This window comes from Streptomyces fractus, from assembly GCF_049844455.1.
Taxonomy (GTDB): Bacteria; Actinomycetota; Actinomycetes; order Streptomycetales; family Streptomycetaceae; genus Streptomyces; species Streptomyces fractus.
Genome location: NZ_JBMYHI010000002.1, coordinates 8,049,715 through 8,067,392, shown reverse-complemented (window position 1 = coordinate 8,067,392; position 17,678 = coordinate 8,049,715). Strand labels below are relative to the sequence as shown.

At 66.1% G+C, this 17,678-nt stretch carries 30 protein-coding genes; 2 read left to right on the top strand and 28 right to left on the bottom strand.

All coding sequences use genetic code 11. The features are described 5' to 3' along the window. Positions 1–82 precede the first annotated feature (82 nt). The 19 genes from ACP4E5_RS38600 to ACP4E5_RS38510 form a co-directional block, all read right to left on the bottom strand. Positions 83–304 (bottom strand): hypothetical protein, encoded by a 222-nt coding sequence (locus ACP4E5_RS38600; RefSeq protein ID WP_425842190.1) that lies wholly within the window; start codon positions 302–304, stop codon positions 83–85. Then, complete coding sequence (locus ACP4E5_RS38595) at positions 276–614, bottom strand: DUF7169 domain-containing protein (RefSeq protein ID WP_425841979.1); 339 nt, start codon at positions 612–614, stop codon at positions 276–278. The genes ACP4E5_RS38600 and ACP4E5_RS38595 overlap by 29 nt, the downstream gene beginning before the upstream one ends. 334 nt (positions 615–948) lie before the next feature. Continuing rightward, complete coding sequence (locus ACP4E5_RS38590; RefSeq protein ID WP_425837450.1) at positions 949–1,200, bottom strand: HNH endonuclease; 252 nt, start codon at positions 1,198–1,200, stop codon at positions 949–951. 110 nt (positions 1,201–1,310) lie between these two features. Further along, on the bottom strand, positions 1,311–3,239 hold the full coding sequence (locus tag ACP4E5_RS38585) for a DNA polymerase (RefSeq protein WP_425837447.1): 1,929 nt from the start codon (positions 3,237–3,239) through the stop codon (positions 1,311–1,313). Beyond that, the gene (locus ACP4E5_RS38580; protein ID WP_425837444.1) at positions 3,236–5,716 is read right to left on the bottom strand and encodes a phage/plasmid primase, P4 family; all 2,481 of its coding nucleotides are present in this window, start codon (positions 5,714–5,716) and stop codon (positions 3,236–3,238) included. The genes ACP4E5_RS38585 and ACP4E5_RS38580 overlap by 4 nt, the downstream gene beginning before the upstream one ends. A 403-nt stretch (positions 5,717–6,119) precedes the next feature. Next, positions 6,120–6,419: a hypothetical protein gene (locus tag ACP4E5_RS38575; protein ID WP_425837442.1), complete on the bottom strand. Its 300-nt coding sequence runs from the start codon at positions 6,417–6,419 to the stop codon at positions 6,120–6,122. Between the two features lie 82 nt (positions 6,420–6,501). Next, positions 6,502–6,660, bottom strand: a complete 159-nt coding sequence (locus ACP4E5_RS38570; protein ID WP_425837440.1) for a hypothetical protein — start codon at positions 6,658–6,660, stop codon at positions 6,502–6,504. A 155-nt stretch (positions 6,661–6,815) separates the two neighbouring features. Further along, the gene (locus ACP4E5_RS38565; protein ID WP_425837437.1) at positions 6,816–7,031 is read right to left on the bottom strand and encodes a hypothetical protein; all 216 of its coding nucleotides are present in this window, start codon (positions 7,029–7,031) and stop codon (positions 6,816–6,818) included. Positions 7,032–7,040: 9 nt separating this feature from the next. Continuing rightward, positions 7,041–7,229, bottom strand: a complete 189-nt coding sequence (locus ACP4E5_RS38560; RefSeq protein ID WP_425837434.1) for a hypothetical protein — start codon at positions 7,227–7,229, stop codon at positions 7,041–7,043. Next, entirely contained in the window at positions 7,226–7,486 is a 261-nt protein-coding gene (locus ACP4E5_RS38555; RefSeq protein WP_425837431.1) for a hypothetical protein, read from the bottom strand. Before ACP4E5_RS38555 ends, ACP4E5_RS38560 begins: the two co-directional genes overlap by 4 nt. Next, the gene (locus tag ACP4E5_RS38550; RefSeq protein ID WP_425837429.1) at positions 7,483–7,725 is read right to left on the bottom strand and encodes a hypothetical protein; all 243 of its coding nucleotides are present in this window, start codon (positions 7,723–7,725) and stop codon (positions 7,483–7,485) included. The genes ACP4E5_RS38555 and ACP4E5_RS38550 overlap by 4 nt, the downstream gene beginning before the upstream one ends. Further along, complete coding sequence (locus ACP4E5_RS38545) at positions 7,725–7,922, bottom strand: hypothetical protein (protein ID WP_425837426.1); 198 nt, start codon at positions 7,920–7,922, stop codon at positions 7,725–7,727. The genes ACP4E5_RS38550 and ACP4E5_RS38545 overlap by 1 nt, the downstream gene beginning before the upstream one ends. Next, on the bottom strand, positions 7,919–8,089 hold the full coding sequence (locus ACP4E5_RS38540) for a hypothetical protein (protein ID WP_425837423.1): 171 nt from the start codon (positions 8,087–8,089) through the stop codon (positions 7,919–7,921). Before ACP4E5_RS38540 ends, ACP4E5_RS38545 begins: the two co-directional genes overlap by 4 nt. A 72-nt stretch (positions 8,090–8,161) precedes the next feature. Continuing rightward, positions 8,162–8,893 carry a phiSA1p31-related protein gene (locus ACP4E5_RS38535; RefSeq protein ID WP_425837420.1) on the bottom strand — a complete coding sequence of 244 codons (732 nt, stop codon included), beginning with the start codon at positions 8,891–8,893 and terminating at the stop codon, positions 8,162–8,164. Between the two features lie 81 nt (positions 8,894–8,974). Continuing rightward, on the bottom strand, positions 8,975–9,712 hold the full coding sequence (locus ACP4E5_RS38530) for a phiSA1p31-related protein (protein ID WP_425837417.1): 738 nt from the start codon (positions 9,710–9,712) through the stop codon (positions 8,975–8,977). Then, the gene (locus tag ACP4E5_RS38525) at positions 9,709–9,981 is read right to left on the bottom strand and encodes a hypothetical protein (protein ID WP_425837414.1); all 273 of its coding nucleotides are present in this window, start codon (positions 9,979–9,981) and stop codon (positions 9,709–9,711) included. The genes ACP4E5_RS38530 and ACP4E5_RS38525 overlap by 4 nt, the downstream gene beginning before the upstream one ends. Next, positions 9,959–10,477 carry a DNA (cytosine-5-)-methyltransferase gene (locus ACP4E5_RS38520; RefSeq protein WP_425837412.1) on the bottom strand — a complete coding sequence of 173 codons (519 nt, stop codon included), beginning with the start codon at positions 10,475–10,477 and terminating at the stop codon, positions 9,959–9,961. The genes ACP4E5_RS38525 and ACP4E5_RS38520 overlap by 23 nt, the downstream gene beginning before the upstream one ends. Before the next feature lie 61 nt (positions 10,478–10,538). After that, the gene (locus tag ACP4E5_RS38515) at positions 10,539–11,042 is read right to left on the bottom strand and encodes a DNA cytosine methyltransferase (RefSeq protein WP_425837409.1); all 504 of its coding nucleotides are present in this window, start codon (positions 11,040–11,042) and stop codon (positions 10,539–10,541) included. Positions 11,043–11,139: 97 nt separating this feature from the next. After that, entirely contained in the window at positions 11,140–11,886 is a 747-nt protein-coding gene (locus ACP4E5_RS38510; RefSeq protein ID WP_425837406.1) for a recombination directionality factor, read from the bottom strand. Positions 11,887–12,293: 407 nt separating this feature from the next. On the opposite strand from ACP4E5_RS38510, the gene ACP4E5_RS38505 reads away from it, so the two are divergent. Beyond that, on the top strand, positions 12,294–12,500 hold the full coding sequence (locus tag ACP4E5_RS38505; RefSeq protein ID WP_425837403.1) for a hypothetical protein: 207 nt from the start codon (positions 12,294–12,296) through the stop codon (positions 12,498–12,500). Positions 12,501–12,529: 29 nt separating this feature from the next. On the opposite strand, the gene ACP4E5_RS38500 is transcribed toward ACP4E5_RS38505, so the two are convergent. The 5 genes from ACP4E5_RS38500 to ACP4E5_RS38480 are packed head-to-tail and all read right to left on the bottom strand — an operon-like array spanning position 12,530 to position 14,155. Continuing rightward, a complete protein-coding gene (locus ACP4E5_RS38500) occupies positions 12,530–13,093 on the bottom strand; it encodes a hypothetical protein (protein ID WP_425837400.1) in 564 nt (187 codons plus the stop codon). Continuing rightward, positions 13,090–13,479, bottom strand: a complete 390-nt coding sequence (locus ACP4E5_RS38495; RefSeq protein WP_425837397.1) for a hypothetical protein — start codon at positions 13,477–13,479, stop codon at positions 13,090–13,092. Before ACP4E5_RS38495 ends, ACP4E5_RS38500 begins: the two co-directional genes overlap by 4 nt. Next, positions 13,476–13,688, bottom strand: coding sequence for a hypothetical protein (locus tag ACP4E5_RS38490; RefSeq protein ID WP_425837395.1), 213 nt, complete (start codon positions 13,686–13,688; stop codon positions 13,476–13,478). The genes ACP4E5_RS38495 and ACP4E5_RS38490 overlap by 4 nt, the downstream gene beginning before the upstream one ends. 49 nt (positions 13,689–13,737) lie before the next feature. Continuing rightward, on the bottom strand, positions 13,738–13,932 hold the full coding sequence (locus ACP4E5_RS38485; protein ID WP_425837392.1) for a hypothetical protein: 195 nt from the start codon (positions 13,930–13,932) through the stop codon (positions 13,738–13,740). A gap of 43 nt (positions 13,933–13,975) precedes the next feature. Next, complete coding sequence (locus ACP4E5_RS38480) at positions 13,976–14,155, bottom strand: hypothetical protein (RefSeq protein WP_425837390.1); 180 nt, start codon at positions 14,153–14,155, stop codon at positions 13,976–13,978. Positions 14,156–14,641: 486 nt separating this feature from the next. Between ACP4E5_RS38480 and ACP4E5_RS38475 the strand changes: the two genes are divergently transcribed. Beyond that, positions 14,642–15,001, top strand: a complete 360-nt coding sequence (locus tag ACP4E5_RS38475) for a hypothetical protein (protein WP_425837387.1) — start codon at positions 14,642–14,644, stop codon at positions 14,999–15,001. Positions 15,002–15,082: 81 nt separating this feature from the next. Here the strand turns inward: ACP4E5_RS38475 and ACP4E5_RS38470 are convergent, their stop codons facing one another. From ACP4E5_RS38470 to ACP4E5_RS38455, 4 genes are read right to left on the bottom strand one after another with little or no spacing between them, the layout of a single operon-like run. After that, complete coding sequence (locus ACP4E5_RS38470) at positions 15,083–15,763, bottom strand: RNA ligase family protein (protein WP_425837384.1); 681 nt, start codon at positions 15,761–15,763, stop codon at positions 15,083–15,085. Between the two features lie 50 nt (positions 15,764–15,813). After that, positions 15,814–16,065 carry a hypothetical protein gene (locus tag ACP4E5_RS38465; protein ID WP_425837381.1) on the bottom strand — a complete coding sequence of 84 codons (252 nt, stop codon included), beginning with the start codon at positions 16,063–16,065 and terminating at the stop codon, positions 15,814–15,816. Further along, complete coding sequence (locus tag ACP4E5_RS38460) at positions 16,062–16,415, bottom strand: hypothetical protein (protein ID WP_425837379.1); 354 nt, start codon at positions 16,413–16,415, stop codon at positions 16,062–16,064. Before ACP4E5_RS38460 ends, ACP4E5_RS38465 begins: the two co-directional genes overlap by 4 nt. Further along, positions 16,412–17,215 (bottom strand): hypothetical protein, encoded by an 804-nt coding sequence (locus tag ACP4E5_RS38455; RefSeq protein WP_425837377.1) that lies wholly within the window; start codon positions 17,213–17,215, stop codon positions 16,412–16,414. Before ACP4E5_RS38455 ends, ACP4E5_RS38460 begins: the two co-directional genes overlap by 4 nt. Positions 17,216–17,678 lie beyond the last annotated feature (463 nt).

Genomic DNA, 17,678 nt, shown 5'->3' with positions numbered 1-17,678 from the left:
TCACACAGGGGTTCGGGCACGGCAAAGCCCCCGTCCCGTGCAGGAACGGGGGCTTGGGTGCGTCAGTCGTTTCGCGCTTCGGTCACGCGAGGAGGTGACGCACGGCGATACCGAAAGACTCTGCAATAGCGACGTCGGCCACCGCCCGCGGGCAGCTCTCCCACCCGCTCAGGCAGTAGAGGACCGTGGCCGCGACCCACTGCGCTACGACTTTGAACGCGGGCAGCGCATTGAAGATGCTCGCAGCGTCGGCGAGGGTCTCGCGGTCCTCGTCGCTACTCTGCGGCCCCGTAATGATGATCAATTGGTGGTCCCCCTGACACGGGATCCGGCACACTCTCCCCCTCCCAGCGAGCGAGTGCGCGGTCCATGGATGCGGTGACGCCCCGAACTACCGCTATCGCATAGGGCAGTTGGGATACGCCTGTCTTCAGTTCTGCTTGAAGGGCTGCGCGACGCTCGTCGAGCGCCGTCGCTTCGGTCGGGCGGGATGGTCCGTGCGTCGCCTGCCGGCCTGTACCGTCCGCATCCACATCGGGGACACGCCCCGGCATGGTCACTGCGTCGCCATAGGCGTTCACGAACTGCCGACACTCCGTCAAGTCCCGCTCCATGGCGGCGATGAGATCGGTCATTCGTTGTCCGTCTGTGGCTTGATCAGGACTGTAAGTCACACATCCTCCACAAGCAATCAACACTCGGCCGGATCTGTTCCGGTTAGTGGGGGGTTTTAGGGCGTTACGCCCGGTTACATGACCCGCAATGTGCATCGGGCATATGGCGGCCGACCCATCTCACCTGCGGATATGGTGGCCGACCCATTCCGCTTCGCAACCGTCCACCGTTATCTAGTCGTGATCTGTGTGACGGTGCCGTGAACAGCGTGTCGTCGGGGGCCGTGCCGGTCCGTGACGGTGCCGTCGTCCTCCGTCAGGCTCTGACCTGGAGTTAGGACAGCCAGGCGTCGAGATCTTTGTCAGCCTTCAGGCGGTTGCAACTCGCGCATGACGGAGCCAAGTTGGACCAGTCGTGGGCTCCGCCCTTCGCAAGCGGACGAACGTGGTCCACCTCCGCTACAACCGTTTGCCCGAACCGCGCGTCACAGTAGTCACACGCCCACACGTCCAGTTCCTCCCACCGTCGCAGAACGTCACGGCGGGAGGGGTAAAGCGGGGGCTCTACGGGACGCAGGAGAGGCATGGTGCGGATGGGACGCGACACGGAGCGCACAGAGCGGGGACCAAAACCGGTCACCGTTCGGTCAACTGACGTCGCACGCCCCGCTATTGGCGCCGCGAGACGTGCGGGCGTCACTTGCGTGCCTGTTCCGCGGCGTACGCCTCGTCGGGGTGAGCCGCGTACCACCTGTCGTGATGCATCATCGTGTCCGCCTTCCGCATGTAGAGCGACCCCCAACTTCCGCCACCGACGTCAGGGTCCGTGTCGATCGGAATGCCGCGGATCGTCGTCGCCATCGCTTCGCCGATTTCCCGAGCCACCGTTGCCGCCTCCTTCGCCGGCGCGTCCGCGACGATCTCGTCGTGCACCGGGAGGAGGACGTGCGGGGTGAGCCCTCGCGCGTGGATCTCCAACATCCCCTGCGCGAAGATGTCCCGCGCCGTCGACTGGATCTCCCCGTTGAACGAGGCGTAAGCCGCGTCGCGGTCGAAGACGAGTCGTCGGCCCGACGGCGTCCGCAGGGTGTAGCCGTTGCGGATCACCTGGCCTTGAAGCTGCCTGATGTACCGCGCGAGCCGGGGATACGTCCGCTTGTACCCGCGGACAGCAGCCTGTGCGGCAGCGATCGTCAAGCCGGTCTGCGCCGCAATCGTCTTCGCTCCTCCCCCGTAGGCCACGCCGAGCTGCACGACCTTCGCCACCTTGCGCTGCCCTTTCGTGAAGTCGGCGCCGTAGACGCTCGCGGCCGTCAGGTTGTGGAGGTCCGCGCCCGCGAGAATCGCGGCCGTCATCTTCTCGTCACCCGAGAGCGCCGCCATGACGCGCGGCTCCACCGACGAGTAGTCGACGGAGATCATGCGACTGTCCTCGTCCGTCACGACGCAGTGCCGCACCTCCCACTTCCCTGACGGGAGCTGTTGGAAGGGCGGGTCAGAGATCGACATACGCGCCGTGCGGGCCGCGAGTGCCCCGATCTTCGGGTGTACGCGGTCGTTCTCGTCCGCGGTCCGGAGCATCGCCTCCGCGTAGGACGTGCGCCACTTGGACGCGCGCTTACTGCGGAGGATCGCCATCGCCAACGGGTTAGGAGTCCGGCTCTCGATCGGCTCCCAAACCTTGTCGACGTCGGCCAGGCGCTTCAACACCTTGCCGTCGACCTGGACGGCACCGCCCGCCGTGCGCTCGGGGATCTTCTCCCCCATGCCGAGCAGCGCCTCCGACACCTGGCGCGTGGAGTTGATGTTCTCGACCCCGTACTTCTTTGCCTCCGCAGCCCAGCGCGCCGACTCCTCCAGCAACTCCGCGGAGAGCTGCGTCGTGTAGTCGCGGTTGATCCGCATCCCGCGTCGCTCGACAAGCGCGCAGACGAAGCCGACCTCGTGCTCGAAGGGGATGAGCGCGGGATTGACGCCGAGTTGGCGCACCCGCTCCTGCACCTTCGGCAGGAGTCGGGACGTGAGGATCACGTCCCCGCCGGCGTAGCTCAGATACAACGGATTGTTGATGTCGATGTACGGCCACCCGTCGTCCTTCGTGCGGCCGATCTTGTGGAACTCTTCGATCAATCCGTTCTGCGTGTCGGGGGCGTCGGGGTCGATGTAGTGCTCTGCCGCCTCCTTCAGCTTGTTCCCGGGGCCTCCCTGATCCTTGCGACGAGGGTCGGACAGGTGGAGGTGGATATACGTGTCGAGCGTCTTCGGTGCGAGCTCCTCCAGCGAGATCCCCGGCAAATGCCGGTCACTCGCGAGCATGTCGAAGTTGCGGTTCTGCATGGAGAGTTCAGGCAGTGTCCGAAGCGCCCACGTCGTGAGCCGCTGGAGGTCGTCCCCCTTCTCCACCTGAAGGACCCACGCCTCGTCGGGCGTGCCGAACTGCGCCGTACGGATACGGAAGCCGCTGGAGAAGGTGTCGAGCCCCGTCGTCTCCGTGTCGTACGCGACCCGCTCCCCCGCATTCGCCCGGTCGATGATGTACCGCTGAAACTCGCGAAAATCATCAACGCTCTGCGGTACACGAACGGGGATCTTCTTCCCCAGCACCGGGAAGCTGTGCTCGATCATGCAGCCTCCTTCGGCTGTCCAAAGATGTCGGTCGGTCCGTCGACGACGGGCGACTGTGTCTCCTCCGCACGGGTCGCGGCCTCCCGCTCCTCGTCGGTCATGAGGCGAATGCCGTCGAAGCCCCAGCGCCCGGAGCGCTTCTCCTTCGTGAAGCCCCGGCTCTCCAGCTCGACCCCGAGCGCCCACCCGGAGAGGACTTCCTTCCGCGAAAGACCCGCGTCTTCCGCCCACTCCGCGTACGCGCGACGGACCGCCATGGGGGCGACGCGGGCGTCAGGCTCCTGGACGAGGCGAGCGGCGATGAACTCCGCGAGCCGGTCCTCCGACTCCCGGTAGTCCTGCGTGGCCGTCGCGATGGAGGCAGGCTCTTGGAGGCCGTGCTCGTACCACTCCTGCGCGCCGCGAACAGCCCACGCGAGGATCCCCTCCGCCTCGTCCCGCAGCTTCGCGGGAAGCGTCTTGTCGGCCTTCGCGCCGCGGAACGTCGCTTCAAACGGAACGAGCTTGACCCGCCTCCACACGCCGAGATCCTGCGACAGGATGGCGGGCTTGTAGTTGCCCGCAACCATGATCAGAAACGTCGGGACGTAGGTGAACGGGCTCCCGTACAGGTGCCTCGTCGTCACCGGGTCGCCGCCCGTGACCTGCTTGACGAGCGCCTCCGCGAGACGGCTGTACTTCTCCGTCTCGCTCGCCGTCACCAGCCGTGCGCCGCGGAGCGAGGCGAGTTCGGGCGACGCCTGCCCGACGGCCGTGCGCTGCTCGAACGTGCTGAACTCCGTCGACTTCGTGACGCCCTTCAGGACGTGGATCAACGCGTCCAGAAACACGCTCTTCCCGTTGGCGCCCTGGCCGTGCATGAACGTGAAGCACTGCTCCGACGTGCTCCCGGTGATGCCGTAGCCGACGAGCCTCCGCATGAACGACGGCAGCTCCGGGTGGTTGGGGAACACCTCTACGAGGAACTGCTCCCACCGTCGCGCCTCCGCCTCCGGGCGATAGGCGACGTCCAGTCGACGAGTAATCATGTCGGCCGGCGAGTGCGGACCCAGAGCACCCGTGCGGAGATCAACGGTCCCGTTGGCGACACTCAGGAGGTGCTCGTCCGCGTCGAAGTCGGCCGCTCGCGCAGGGACTCCAGGCACGGACGGCAGAACCTTGATGACGTCCTCAATCGCGCGGTTGGTCAGTGCCTTAAGCGCGATCTTCCGGGAGCCGTCGTCGCCCGACGCGATGAGCTCCGCGCCCATCTGGAGGAGCGCCGTCCGTACCTCGTCGTTTCCCGGGGCCCACACCGTGCCGTCCCACACGAGGAAGCCGAGACCTCCCGCGTAGCGCACACCGCCGCCCGTGTGGGTCATGTAGTCGCGCAGGCGCACCGCGATACCGACGTCTGTCACGTCAAACGCCTCACGCGCTGACTGCGACATCGACTGAAGCGCGGTGTCGGTCGCGGATGTGTCCGCTTCCTTCGCCGGCTTCGGCTCCCGGGCCTTCGGCTGCTCCAGCTCGACCACGGCCGCGGAACGCACGGCCCGGTGGAGCTCCGCCGCGAAGGTGTCCGGGATCCGCTCGCGCCACGCCGTCAGATCCTCGCCCCGGTTGGGGAAGGGCAGACGACGAGGAGCGTTGCCGTCGGCGACGAGTGCAGCCGCGAGAGCCTTCGTCCCGCGCTCCCCCGCCCCGTCAGGGTCGAACGCGAGGATCACGTCACGGCCGCGCAGGTGCTCGACCAACTCCGAGACGAGCGCCGCATTGTTGGCGAGTCCTGCACCGCGAATGACGAGCGCGTCGTAGCCGACACCGACCGATGTCAGGCCGTCGCCCGGACCTTCGGTGACGAGGATGGTGTCATAGCCGGCGCCCGCGGAGAGGACGCCATACTTCGACCATGTCCGCCCCTCCACGTTGGTCAGGGAGACCCAACGAGCCGGGCACTTGCCGGAGAGGTCGCGCCCCTGGAGGCCGCGGACCACACCGTCGAAGCCGACCAGCGGGACCGTCAGGCGCGGGTACCGGGTGAATCCCCGCGAGAGCCACGGCCACGACTGCACTGCGGGGGTGGAGAGGCCGACGAGGAGTTCCGCACACTGCTCGGCAGACAGGCCGAACCGGTCCGCGGCGTACTTCCGCGCGTCGGCGGCGAACCCTGCGCCCGCCCCCTCGTGCTGGAGATCGTCCGCCCACCGCTCCACGGCCATCCGGAGCCCCGCGATCTCCGCGACGCCCACCGCCTCCGGCGCGGCACTGTTGATCGTGCTCGCGCCGATGTCGTTGACGACGTCGAAGAGGTCGGACGCGTTGATCCGCATCGCGCGGAGAATCGCGACGTTCTTGCACCCGGTGCGGCAGACGAGCAGGAGTCGGCCGTCCTCCTTCAACGTGAGCTTCAGCGACGGGTGCGCGCGGTCGGCGTGGACCGGGCACAGCGCCAGGTGCCCGTCATGGTCGGGCTCGACTCCGCTCAGTCGCCCCAAGATGTCCGACAGTCGCACTACTTCTCCCCTCGTGTTTGCTGACGTCGTCGGGCGCTGCCAGTGACGCCGCCCAACGTCACGCCGATACCGAGCCCTTCGCGCATCTGCCACCCGTCGTTGCGGTACTTCAGCGGGTCCCATTTCGTGAGTGACACACGCGGCCTCTCGTGGCCGTGGGTCCTCGCCTCCAGCGCCTGGAACAGAGCTTCGGATGCCTCGTCCAGTGCGCTGGGGATGTGGCGCGCGTGCGCCCGACGGAGCTCCGTGCAGAGTGGGCACGAGCAGTTCCAAAGCTCGTCCCAGTACGGATCGAATCGGCTCCCCACGACGTCCCTCCCCTCGTGTGCATGCGGAAGGGGCGCCCCGAAGGACGCCCCTTGTGTTGATGACTTGCGCTAGTCGACTAACGGTGTCGCTTGTTGAGCAGCTCGTAAGCCGCTGGAGCCGCGGACTGGAGCGCCTCCTCCATGTCCCGCATGCGGTTCATGAGACGGACGTCCGTCGCGACGTCACGGACGACGTAGCCGTCAGCCACGCCCTTCATCCGCCGTTTGACGACCGCGCACCCGAACGGTTCGCCGGCGTGGATGGCTTCCTTGTTGGCCTGCGCGATGTAGTCGGAGAGCGTGATCGTCTTCTCCGCCTTCAGCTCCGCCGCGTGGAGGTAGTACCCGCTGACATCGCCAATGTCGAGACGGCCCATCTGAACGTTCCGGTGGGCCGTCGGGTTGTGGTGCTCTCGTATGTAGTTGGTCCACGTGGTCTCCCACGCGGTGCCTTTCGCCTTACTGGGGTTGGCCGCCGCCCTCACCTCTCTTGACCCACACTTCGACGAGGACCGACTCCCCGTCGGACTCCACGACCGTCGGTTCGGACTCCACATCCCACCTCTGCCCGGCGTAGACGAGGACGTTGTCGTCTGCCGCGCTTTCACGTGCCACCATCTGTCCACCTCTGCCCGCGCGGCGGGCGCTCGCCGCCGTGCATATGCGTTCGACATACCCGAGTGCACGGGTGATAAGAGGTTTAACGGCGAACAAGCGTGCGGGTTACGTGAGTTCACCGTTTCCGCACGTGTATGGCTGCACCGTGGAGGAATTCAGGACGAGGCGAGAGCGCCGCCTCCGCCACCTGCGCCGACGAGGTTCATGCCGCAAGTGGCGCCGAACTCACCGGACTCGATGACGCCGTCCCCACCGAACTCGCGGAGCAAGTGCACGCGTTCGCTCGCGTCGAGCTCCTCCGCGTACGGGCCCCACGTCTTGCCGACGGGGTAGCGGAAGGCTTCTGCGGTCTGCACTACGCGGAACGTCACTGGCTCTCCTCAGAAGATGTCGCGGGTGATGACGAGTGCCTCGCCGTTGTCGAGCGTGTCCACGAGGTCGATGATCGACGACGCAGCGCTCAGCTCCTCGCCGTCGGTGAAGGAGTGGTCCGCGTCGCTGTCGAGCCGGACCGTCACGACGTCTTCGCCGTTGGGGACCCGCACCTCACGCACGTTGATGTAGCTCACGGGCTCTCCTTCCAGGGCAGGGCGTCGGTCGACGTCCCCGCTTCGACGCGGTAGAGCAGCGTCCAGCCGTCGGCCGTGCGCTCGTAGATCTCGCCGCCACGCGCGCCACCCCACGACGTGTAGGCAACGGCGAGCTTCGCCAGGCCAATACCGGCGTGGAGCTTCAGCTCCGGGCGTCGGTCGGGGACGATGGATGCGAAGGGCTCCGCCTTCAGCCTCGCGCGGTACGGGGCGCAGGCGGATTCCATGGGGGTCACGCGTCGATCACCCCCGCGACGTGCTCGGGGACTGTTCCGTCCGCCTTGCAGAGGACGAGGACGTTCGACCCGACCTCACTCTTCCTCTGCGCGTCGCCCCAGTTGGATTGAGACACCTCCATCATCGGGCGCCCCGATGCCGCGAGGTAGACGGTCCCTAGCTTGAAGAGTCCTGTCGATGACGCTGCCGACAGGACGTAGTCCCCGGGCTCGATGGTGACGCCGAAAGAGTCCCGCACTAGCTCTCCTCACTGTTGACCACGTAGACGTGTGCGCCCCGCTTCCGCGCGACGCCGACGGCCTCCCAGTACTTCGGGAAGTCCTTCCGGCTCGTCGCTCCGCGGCGGACGTAGATCAGATCCCCCGGGCCGGCGCCGCGGACGTCGCCGAGCGCGGGGCTCATTGCCTCGTCGATGACGTGGAGGGCGCCGCTCACTCGACGCCGCCGGGCAGAATCCCGAGGATGTCCCGCGCGTCTTCGTCATCGCGGTCGAGCCAGTCGGTGTTGGCACGCAAGGAGAAGCTAAGTGCCTCACGGACCAACTCCACGTCTCGCCCGCTCAACTCCACCGTGACTCCGCTGTGCGCGATCACCTTCGCCATGTCTCTCTCCCTCTAGTCGGTCCTCCTACGTCCAAAGCCCCCGGGACCGAAGTCACCGGGGGCTGTAGAGTGCTAGGCGTTCACGCGGGTGAGCGGGCCGTAGTCGCTTACGACCGTTTCGAGGGTGTCGCTGTACTTGTTGATGAGCGCCGAGCAGTCGACGTCAGTCGCGCGGTAGTTCCCTCGGGCCTCACCGTCGATGCGGCGGAAGGTCCAGAAGTCGCCTTCCTTGTCGCGGTAGCGGGCCGACAGGTCGTACGTCACGCCGTCGTGGGTGTAGGTGTTCGCGTCGTCGACGAGCTCCACGTTCGCGGGCTTGAAGAACCAACGGCTCGTGAGGCCGTTCCCGTCGGTCACGATCTCGTCCGAGTAGACGTTCTGCACGGTGAAGACGTCGCCCTTCGAGACGGACGCGCCGTCCGCGTAGTCGACGAGGACGCGCACCTTGTCGCCAACCTTGAACTTCGCCGCCGCCTCCGGCTCCCGCGTCAGGGTGCCGACGTTGGCCCGGTAGTCGACGCCGTCCGCCTCCCCGACGACGTACCACTCCGTGGCGTGGCCGGCGAACGGGCCCGCCTTCACCGTGTACCCGCCGTCGGCGTACACGCGCACCTTGTCGCCGACCTCGTACGCCGACGCGAGGGTGAGCGCGGCAGGCTCCGAGAACACGTGCCTGTCGCTGTCGGCCTCCTTCATGAGGTACATGTCCGACCCGCTGAAGTGCTCGAACGGGCCGAACGCGACCTCCCCCGCGCCGAACGTGCGGTGCTTCACCTTGTCGCCAACCTTGAACGTCGTCGCCATGTTCTCTCCTCTGAGGTTCGTGAGTCGTTTCTCGTAGGGCCCCTGGATCGTCGGTGTCCGGGAGCCGTAGGGCGGGGTTGGTCAGATGCGGGTGAGGGGGCCGTAGTCGTCGGCGATGTCCGCGATGGTGTCGATGTTGTCCGCGTTGCCGTACGCCGTCACGCGCGGAACGCCGTTCGCGTCGTACTTGCCGGTGAACTCCCAGACCTCGTCGCCGTCGCTGTACTTCGCAGTCAGGTCGTAGGTCACGCCGTCGTGGGTGTAGGTGGCCGCGTCGTCGACGAGCTCGACCTCCGCGACGTTCCACAGGGCGAGCCGGGCACCCTGTCCGGCGTCGAAACGGACGGTGTAGGGCAGACGCCGTGTCGGCGGATTCAGACGAGCGATGACGCCCGTCAGCCCGACGAACACCCCCTTGTTGACGAGCTCGTCGTCCTTCACCACACGCACCCGGTCGCCGACCTTGATCTTCGGCTTCGCCACCTTCGTGAGGAGTGCCTCGCGAGGGCACGCGTGCTGACCGTTCCGCTCCGCTACCCAGAAGGTCATTCCACTGAGTCGAGAAGTGTACGGACCTGCCACGAGCTCCGCCGGAGCGCCGCCGAACATGAGGCCGGCCGTTACCGTGTCGCCGATGGCGAACGCCTGTGGCTCGGGGATGGCGGAGAGGTACGTCGACGACACGACGCCGTGCTCTCCGTCGCCCTTGTCCACCACGTACCCGCCGCGCATGCTCATGAAGTCGACCGGCCCGAAGGCGATCTCCACGTCCCCGTAGATGTTGTGGCGGACCTTCTGCCCGACCTTGAACTCCGTCACTTGCTCTCCCCCGTGTCCGCGATGACGACGACGTGTTCGGCGCTCACCTTCTGGGAGGCGAGCGTCTTGCGTGCGATGAAGCCGGAGTCGCGCCCCGTCGGACGGACCTTCAGCATCGGGACGACACGTCCCGTGCTCTTGTCGCTGAGCGTCTCCAGGACGACGGCCTCCGAGTTGCGGACGACGTTCCCTTGACGCGTCGGGTACGCGACGACGACACCGGGGCGGATCTCCGCGCCGGTGAAGTCAGTCAGTCGGGACTTGCCCATTGCTCTCCTCCGTAAATGACTGTTGCTGCATCTGTGCTGTGAGGTGTTTGAAGGCGTAGAGCGCCTGGTGAGGGACGACACCGTTCCCGATACGACCGATCTGCTCTTTGTGCGAGAGCCCCGGGACGTCGGTAACCCATCCCGGCTCCAGCCCCATCAACCACTCCGCGAACTTCGGCGCGAGCTTCAGCCCTCCGCGCGGTCCGCGGACGATGGGGACGGGAGCAGCCGTTCCGCGGATGCATTCCCAGCGATAGACGGCCTTCGCGAACTCGCCCCACCACTCGGCCGGCGAGTGCGGTCCGTCGTCCGGGTGCTCCTCGTCGGGGTCGACGTTGAGGAGGAAACAGACCTCATCCTCCAACGTCGGCCCGTGCCCTCCCGCCTTCCGCTTGTCCGGGTGCTGCGCGCTCCCGTTGTTTGCGAGGTTGGCGGTGGGTGTCTTGAAGAGCTTCTCCGCCTTGTCCCGGGGGAAGAGGCGACAGACGGCCGTCACGAGGTCGTCACCGCCGGATCCCTTGCGGTCCCGCTTCGCGTAGTCGGGTCCGCGGAAGGCGTCAGCTACCGTCGGTGTCGGCAGGTGTGGCCACGCAGAACCAGCGGTCGCGGTGGTGAGGGGCGCCGATGTCGGAAGCTCGTAGAGACATCCACGCCGCGTCATACCCGATCTCGTGAAGCGATGTGAGGACGCTTGCTTGTCCCCGATTTCGGAGTGCTCCGACGTTCTCCAGGTACACGTATCTCGGTCGAAGAACCCGTATGGCTTCAGCGACGTTGAACCAGATTCCACTACGGGCACCCTTGATCCCCTCCCGCTTCCCCGCGTTGCTGATGTCCTGGCAGGGGAACCCCGCCGTTAGCTTGTCGATCCCCTCGTCGAGCAGTCCGCCCCAGCTCTGATAACGGATGTCGCCGATGTTGGGGGCGTCGGGGAATCGGTGCGCCATGACTCGGCAGGCAGCGCCGTGGACTTCCGCGACGACAGTCACTTTGTCGCCTGTCAGGGCTTCAACCGCGATTCCCAGTCCGCCGTAACCGGCGCAGAGTTCCAGGATCGGCATCGGGCATCTATCTCCTCAGTGTGCGTACACTCGTGAATGACGCCCGCCCCTCCCGACCGCAATTCGGGAGGAGCGGGCGTTCTATGTGGTGCTGGGGTCAGGCCGCTTCGGCGAGCGCGACCGGCTCCGCGGCCTCGTAGGCGCCGGTGATCTTGATGACCGGCTTGTTGTAGCTGACCTCCTGGCCGGCGCGCGGCCCCTTCTGCGGGACGAAGCTGACGTTCTCGATCGTCAGCGTTGCGCGCACCTGTCGACCCTCGTACTTGTCGAGCTCCGCGAACAGCGGGCCCAGGACTTCAACGAGCTTCCAACTGCCGGAGTTGAAACGGAAGATGCCCAGATCCGGGGCGTCGGCGACGCGGAACTTCACGTCGATGGACGGCTTCGGGCCCCGCATCTGCGTTGCCTTCAACTTCCGCTCCGCGATCAGGGACGGGCAGCCGCACGGTGTGCCCTTGTCCTCCTCCGGAGACAGGTACTCGAAGCCGTCGCAGTGGTGCGTCATACCCGCGCCGGGCATGAACATCTTGAACGAGGCGTCGACGCCCTCCGGCTCGATGATGATCGCGACGGTGGGCGAGTCGGTGAGAACCTGGAGGTTGTCCTCCTTGTCGGTCTCCCACTCCTCCGACTCCCCGCCCAGAATCTCCACGATCTTCGCGGCGACGACCGGGTCACCGGTCGTGACGCGCCACTCGTTCAGCGACTCGGGGACGTCCTTTCCGCCCAGCTTGACGAGGCGCCCGGAGCGGAAGCGGCCGACGACATCGTCAGCGAAAGAAGAGCGCTCCCTCGGAGCGGCGTCGGGGTCGGCGTCCCAGATCTTCGTGAGGTTGTTCGCCATACGTGAGTGCCTCTCGTAGGTGACGTGTGCGTGTGGTGTGTTGGCCTCTCGGCCTTACACATGGGTTATGTCGTAATCGCGGCGCGTTGTTATGCGCGGCCTTCGACGAGTTGGAAGACGGTTCCTCCATCGCCGTCAGGACTGCTAGGCGCATTGCAGGGAGCGTGAGTCGTTGAGCGTGCGTCTCGATGGCGCTTCACGGGCGGGTCCGGGCCAACTGTGGTATTCTGCTTATTCGTTACGGCCCGTTGCATGAGTATCCAGGAGCTGCTGAAGTCACCTGTCACACGACGCTAGCGCGCTTGAAGACGCGCAGACCTTGATGGCTTTCACTGCCATCAGTCGTCGCTGTGGTGTGCTTCCGGGCCGTCGGTACGCGCCGCAGCATAGGTACCCGAAGAGGACCGATGCTTCCCACCTGGCTGCAATCTCTTGCAGAGCTGGTGAGCCCTCGCCATCTGCTTGTGGCTCTGCGCTTTCTTCCTGTACTGGTCATCGTCGTTGCCATGCTTCCGACATGGATCCTCTGGCCTGTACTCCCCGCCCGAACGCACATCGACGTCAATACCTTCCTTGACAAGCTCATCGCCTGGACGAAGGCAACTAAGGTTTGAGGGACAGGTGTTGAAGGGGCCCCTTTGTCTCACATGGGCAAGGGGCCCACGGCGTCGTGCCCCGGCTGCCACAAGCAGCCGTCTGTCGATGACACACGCTCTGACTGGAGCAACTTCCACAGATCCCCCGGCGTGACATCCCCCGGGATCCGGCCGTCGTCGAAGAGGTGGACACCCGCCCGGAGGTAAGCCTCGTCGACCAACTGACTGCAAATCAGGTGGCCCGTGTCCGTCACGAAGTCCCGCACCCATCGCGGGCGGATCCGGTAGAACGCGAGCGCGATAGAGACGTAATCCATGAACGAGTACGGCGTCCCGACGAGGCCGCGAGCAGCGCCGCAGACACGCATGCGCTCCGCGGCTGTGAGCGGGATCCTCCCCGTCGACCACACGACGGGTTCGCTCGCGTCCTCCAGGCGGATCAACTCCGCTCCACCCGGCATCGCTTGGACGATCTCGCCGTTGCCGACGTAGACGAAGGCATGTTGCACAGGGGCGCCGTCGCCGACCAGCCATTGGCCGGCGGATATGGCGGCACCGGAAAGCCTGGTGATCTTCGTTAGGGCGAAGTCACCGGGCTGCGGGAAGCTCATCGAATCGTCCTCGTTCTCGTCTGCTTGGTTCGGATTTTCGGGCGGGGGCGCTCGTAGGGGAGCTCGCGGAGCGGGTCGGGATACCCCCACGCCATGACGTACCGGCGCGGGAAGTGGGCGTACTTCAGGAATGCCGCGTAACGCTGGTAAGCGCGGAGCTTCTCCCGCGCCTGCGCGAGCTCCCAATACGCACGCTCGTGGCGGCTCTTCCACCACTGCTCGCCCTCACAGCTCATGCACCGGGCCGCACGCCCGTGCCACGGCGTCTCGCGGAACGCCATCCGGTCCTTCCGGCGCCGACACTGCTCGCACAGAAGCGTGTTCCTCCCGCGTGGGTGGTCGCGCTCGAACTGCTCGCGGACGGCGTCGGCAAGGGTGTACGTCACGCCGCACCCACCTTCGCGAGCATCGCGGCGAGCCACTGCGCCGCCAGGTACTGGACGATATCGTCCGACCATCCGCGGCTCTGGAGGTCGGCACGCATGCCGTCGGCCGCATCGAAGAGCGGCTCCAGGACCGACGCCTTCGACTCCATGAGCCCCTGCGTCAGTGCCTCCCGCATCTCGTCGACGGTCGACGTCTTCTGGCCGAACATCAGCGACCTCCCCGCGGATCGTGGTCTCCGGTGAATGCACGGATGTACTTCACTGCCTCTCCTTCGGGTCGATCAGATCCGCGGACGTGTGGACGCCGTCGGTGTACTCGTCGCTCCACCTCCACACGGGGGCCGGCGACGGGTCGTGGTTGCGGATCTTCTCCGCCAACTCCCGCGCGTGGGCACGGAGGAGGTCGTCGAGCAGCTCCGCGAGCTCGTCGTATCCCTCGTACATCCGATCCATCGCAGGTGGATGGAGGCGCGCTCCTCGTCGACGGTGCGGGCGCTCACATGCACTCCGCGGCGTCGATCAGGAGCTTCCGCACGTCGTCGCGGCTCATCTCCACCGTGGCGACGGTGCGCCCGTCGGCTGCGCGGAGGTGGAGGTCGTACTCGACTCCCCGCTCAACGAGGTCGAGAGTGGAACCGTCGGCGGTTTCGATCTTGAGTGGCTTCCTCGGGGGCATGGCCCCTCCTCTCGTGTGGTTACACGCCGAAAGCCCCCGGCGCCGAAGCAACCGAGGGCTGAGGTGGTGCGTGTGTGGCTAGCGCTAGATGTCAGCGCCGCAGAGCTGACACGAGTAGGTCTCCAACTCGTCGTGAGCGCGCGGGCATTCGGCCTCCCCGCGGACCCCGGAGACCTCCGTCGGCCCCTCTTCGACTTCGACGGGCCGTTCCGCTGGCCGTTCGCGGCTCCTTCGACTGTCGAACAATCAGCCCAATTGGACTGCCGTGCATGAGCCGTCGTCCTCTTCTGGCAGGGCACATAACCCATCAAGGGCGCATGCAGTCACGGACGTTGTCTGAATCCGGTGTGCTATTGGGCTGACAGAGGTACGTTGCCCTCTGCGCACGCTGGTCAGGCACTCTGCGCGCTCCGGTCGTGCGGGTTCCGACTGGGGCTACTCTGTGGCTCCGTTTCCGCCCGTTGTACGACCATTCAGGAGCGGCCTGTGGGCGCCGAGCTCACCAAGATCCCAATTTCGTTGAGTGCTAAGGATGGCAACCTCGCCGTCCTCGCAGCCACCACCGGCCCAGGAGCCGGAGGGGGAGCAACTGACAGCGCGCTGCCGCTGTCAGCCAGGATCGTCGCGGTTGCCGTGTGCGCCTTGATCTCGTTCGCCGTGGCGCTGATTGCAGGCATCCTCGCGTTCGCGATGGCTGAGGCGCCCACACCGGGCATGCCAACGGAGGACGCAAGGCGGGTGCGGGGGAAGCGTGTTGCCCACACCTTGAAGGTCGCGGGTGCGTCCTTCGGCGTCAGCCTCGTTGTCTGCCTCACTGCCGCGAAGGCGCTCGGGTTCGTTCTGTAACGACACCGGGAGGGGGCCGGTCCTTGCAGGGCCCCTCCCGGCATCCCATGGTTCAACACACCGTAGTCAGCGAGAAACGACTCACGCAGCTACCTCCCACTTGCCCGCGTCCTGGTTGTCGAGCGTGACTTTGAAGACGTTGCGGGTCTGCGTGTGGAAGATGCAGACACCTTCCGGGTTCATGAAGCCGGGAGCGGCGTGAGAGCCGTGCGTCTTCAGGCTGAGGAGCGCGTGATTGATGCGAGCCTCGCTGAACACGCCGACGTAGATCACAGGCACCGCACCGATTTGCCCCGCGAGCGCGGAAGTCTCAGCGCGCGTCGACATTGAGTCGAGGCCGTCCTCCCCCGTCGCGAACCATCGTGCCGTGTTGAAGAGCGCGAACCGCCGGCCGTCGAGACCGTAGCCCCGCTGGATCCCCTTCCCGTACCACTCGCCGTAGTGGAGTCCTTCGCCCAGGATCCGAACGAGGTCCGCGGCGTTGTCGTAGACCCACGCTGCGAAGCCGTAGTTGTCGGACGTCTTGCCCGGCGTGATGATGCGCTTCCGGGACTGCGCGCTGAGACGGTACAGCCGCCCATCAACGATCGCCTCCCCCGGCTTCAGCTCGAAGAGCGAGGGGTGAGCGACTTCGTACCCTGCGCTGATGTGGATCGCGGAGTTCGTGCCGTCCAACTTCTCCGTGATGACGATGTCCCGGAAGAGCCGCTTCGTCTTCGGCCACTCAACGAACTCGTGCAAGATCTCTCCTCTGGGGCGCATGCGAAGCGGGGCGCCCGAACTGGACGCCCCGCATGTGTGGGTGACTAGCGTTAGCTGCGGCGGAAGAGCTTCCGGAGGTAGCCCGTCACCATGGTCAGACCGACGACGAAGAGCACCGCCGTACCGAAGCCGATCGCAGGCACGGCGGCAATCACGCCGTGCACCGCGCCGAAGACGAGCATGAGGAGCCATGCCTCCGCCGGCAGAACGGCCGCGATGGCGAGGCACGCCCCGAGCATGACGGCGCTACTGGACTCCTGCTGAGGCTTACGGATGCTTCCTCCACGTGCGAAGTTGCTCACCCGCTCTCCCCCTTCCGTCGCGCGATCTCCCGCGCCTGGCTGACGATGACTGCCTTCAACTCGTCGACGTCAGGCCGCTCCGCCGCTTTGCGCTTCCACTCGTCCAGCTCGTCACAGGCACGAAGGAACGCGCCTTGCGTCTCGTCGCACTCACGTCGGAGCCGCACCTTCTCCTCGTCCTCGTCCCGGATCTGCTGCGCGAGCTCCTCAAACTCCTTGCGCGGCACGATGAGTTGGCGAAGCGGCATGGCAAAGGCGCTGCGGGGCGTGTCGCGCACCTCAATCCGGAGGCCCTCGCCGTTCGGAAGATCGATCCGCACGTCCCCGCTCATGCGGTGGAATGCCTTCACGCCGCCCTCCTCTGCGTGCCAGTGACGAACGCGCCGCCCGACGCGATCGGCTTTCCGATCACGCCGCGCTTTCCGCCCTTCTCCCAGTCGAAAACGCCGCGGAGGTGGTTGAACGTCTTGAACACCTCCTCGTCGCACTGCACCGGGTGAAGCGCCCAACCCTCGGGGCGGACGTGCAGCGCGCCGCCGCCGACGATCTCCGGGACGGGAACGCTCTCCCCCGTCTCCGCGATGATGATGCGGTCCGCGAAGCGGTAGGCGGAGAGCTGGAGTGCGACAGAGTCATAGATCGACTTCGACGTCTTCCAGTCGAGAATGACGATCTCGCCGTCCACCTTCGCGATTGCGTCGAAGCTGCCGGCGTACTTGTCCGTGTCGCTCCAGACGGTCTCTTCCAGGAAGAGGAACTCCGGCTGTACTTGCTCCAGGAACTCGCGGAAGTGGCGGACGTGCGGCTTCACGTCGACGTGGACGTGACGATCGTTGACGGTCTCCCCGCGCGCCAGGCGCTCGAAGTAGTCGTGTGCTGCGGAGCCGAGATCCGCCGCAGCCTTCGACTTCCGTCGGTGCGCGCCCTTCAGGTAGTCGACCGCGCCCTTCGGGTCGCGCTGGACGAGCTGCGAGACGATGTCCCAGTTGTTGACGGCCGCCTCCGCGGCTTCCTTCGCCGCCCAGAAGGTGAGGAAGTCCTTCGGCAGCATGCTGCCGACCGACGTCACGCCCGGAACCTTGATGGACCCGTCTTCGGGGTCGACGTAGAAGCGCGAGTCACCGCGCTTGATTGTGGACACTCCGGCCATGTGGCCTCCCTTGTGCTCGCTTCGTGCTTACACATGGGTTGTGTCGTAATCGGGAGCGGATGTTATGCCCGAGGTCCACGGCGAATCCATCGCGCAACAGTGCCCGGCCATGCGGCACGGAGGTTCTCCCGCCAACCGTGGCTCCATACGACGTTGCCGGGAGCGAAGGAGGAGCCATCCACGCGCCGACGCCCCACCTTCCTGACCTGGCTACTTTTCAGGTCTCGTGCCCACCAGATGCCGTCAGCGTCATGGAACAACAAGCGCGCCCGATCAACCGGCCACGGAACCGCGTAACGCCTTGAACCTCCTGCCTCAATTTCCCTGTCGTAGGCGGTTGCTTCGGCCGCTGAATTGGGCTCATCCGCGCTACGAAGCGTCAACAACACCACTTGGATGATCGGCCTGTCAGCCATGTTGCGAACGCTGACGCGCGCCTCTCCGTCTTCCTCCCCGTCGCGGA

What these genes read in the sequence shown, in the direction of transcription:
- ACP4E5_RS38595 (WP_425841979.1), bottom strand. Translation starts at nt 614, where the DNA reads ATGGAGCGGGACTTGACGGAGTGTCGGCAGTTCGTGAACGCCTATGGC.
- ACP4E5_RS38590 (WP_425837450.1), bottom strand. Translation starts at nt 1,200, where the DNA reads ATGCCTCTCCTGCGTCCCGTAGAGCCCCCGCTTTACCCCTCCCGCCGT.
- ACP4E5_RS38585 (WP_425837447.1), bottom strand. Translation starts at nt 3,239, where the DNA reads ATGATCGAGCACAGCTTCCCGGTGCTGGGGAAGAAGATCCCCGTTCGT.
- ACP4E5_RS38575 (WP_425837442.1), bottom strand. Translation starts at nt 6,419, where the DNA reads ATGGGCCGTCTCGACATTGGCGATGTCAGCGGGTACTACCTCCACGCG.
- ACP4E5_RS38570 (WP_425837440.1), bottom strand. Translation starts at nt 6,660, where the DNA reads ATGGTGGCACGTGAAAGCGCGGCAGACGACAACGTCCTCGTCTACGCC.
- ACP4E5_RS38540 (WP_425837423.1), bottom strand. Translation starts at nt 8,089, where the DNA reads ATGGCGAAGGTGATCGCGCACAGCGGAGTCACGGTGGAGTTGAGCGGG.
- ACP4E5_RS38535 (WP_425837420.1), bottom strand. Translation starts at nt 8,893, where the DNA reads ATGGCGACGACGTTCAAGGTTGGCGACAAGGTGAAGCACCGCACGTTC.
- ACP4E5_RS38525 (WP_425837414.1), bottom strand. Translation starts at nt 9,981, where the DNA reads ATGGGCAAGTCCCGACTGACTGACTTCACCGGCGCGGAGATCCGCCCC.
- ACP4E5_RS38515 (WP_425837409.1), bottom strand. Translation starts at nt 11,042, where the DNA reads ATGCCGATCCTGGAACTCTGCGCCGGTTACGGCGGACTGGGAATCGCG.
- ACP4E5_RS38510 (WP_425837406.1), bottom strand. Translation starts at nt 11,886, where the DNA reads ATGGCGAACAACCTCACGAAGATCTGGGACGCCGACCCCGACGCCGCT.
- ACP4E5_RS38505 (WP_425837403.1), top strand. Translation starts at nt 12,294, where the DNA reads ATGCTTCCCACCTGGCTGCAATCTCTTGCAGAGCTGGTGAGCCCTCGC.
- ACP4E5_RS38500 (WP_425837400.1), bottom strand. Translation starts at nt 13,093, where the DNA reads ATGAGCTTCCCGCAGCCCGGTGACTTCGCCCTAACGAAGATCACCAGG.
- ACP4E5_RS38490 (WP_425837395.1), bottom strand. Translation starts at nt 13,688, where the DNA reads ATGTTCGGCCAGAAGACGTCGACCGTCGACGAGATGCGGGAGGCACTG.
- ACP4E5_RS38485 (WP_425837392.1), bottom strand. Translation starts at nt 13,932, where the DNA reads ATGGATCGGATGTACGAGGGATACGACGAGCTCGCGGAGCTGCTCGAC.
- ACP4E5_RS38480 (WP_425837390.1), bottom strand. Translation starts at nt 14,155, where the DNA reads ATGCCCCCGAGGAAGCCACTCAAGATCGAAACCGCCGACGGTTCCACT.
- ACP4E5_RS38470 (WP_425837384.1), bottom strand. Translation starts at nt 15,763, where the DNA reads ATGCGCCCCAGAGGAGAGATCTTGCACGAGTTCGTTGAGTGGCCGAAG.
- ACP4E5_RS38455 (WP_425837377.1), bottom strand. Translation starts at nt 17,215, where the DNA reads ATGGCCGGAGTGTCCACAATCAAGCGCGGTGACTCGCGCTTCTACGTC.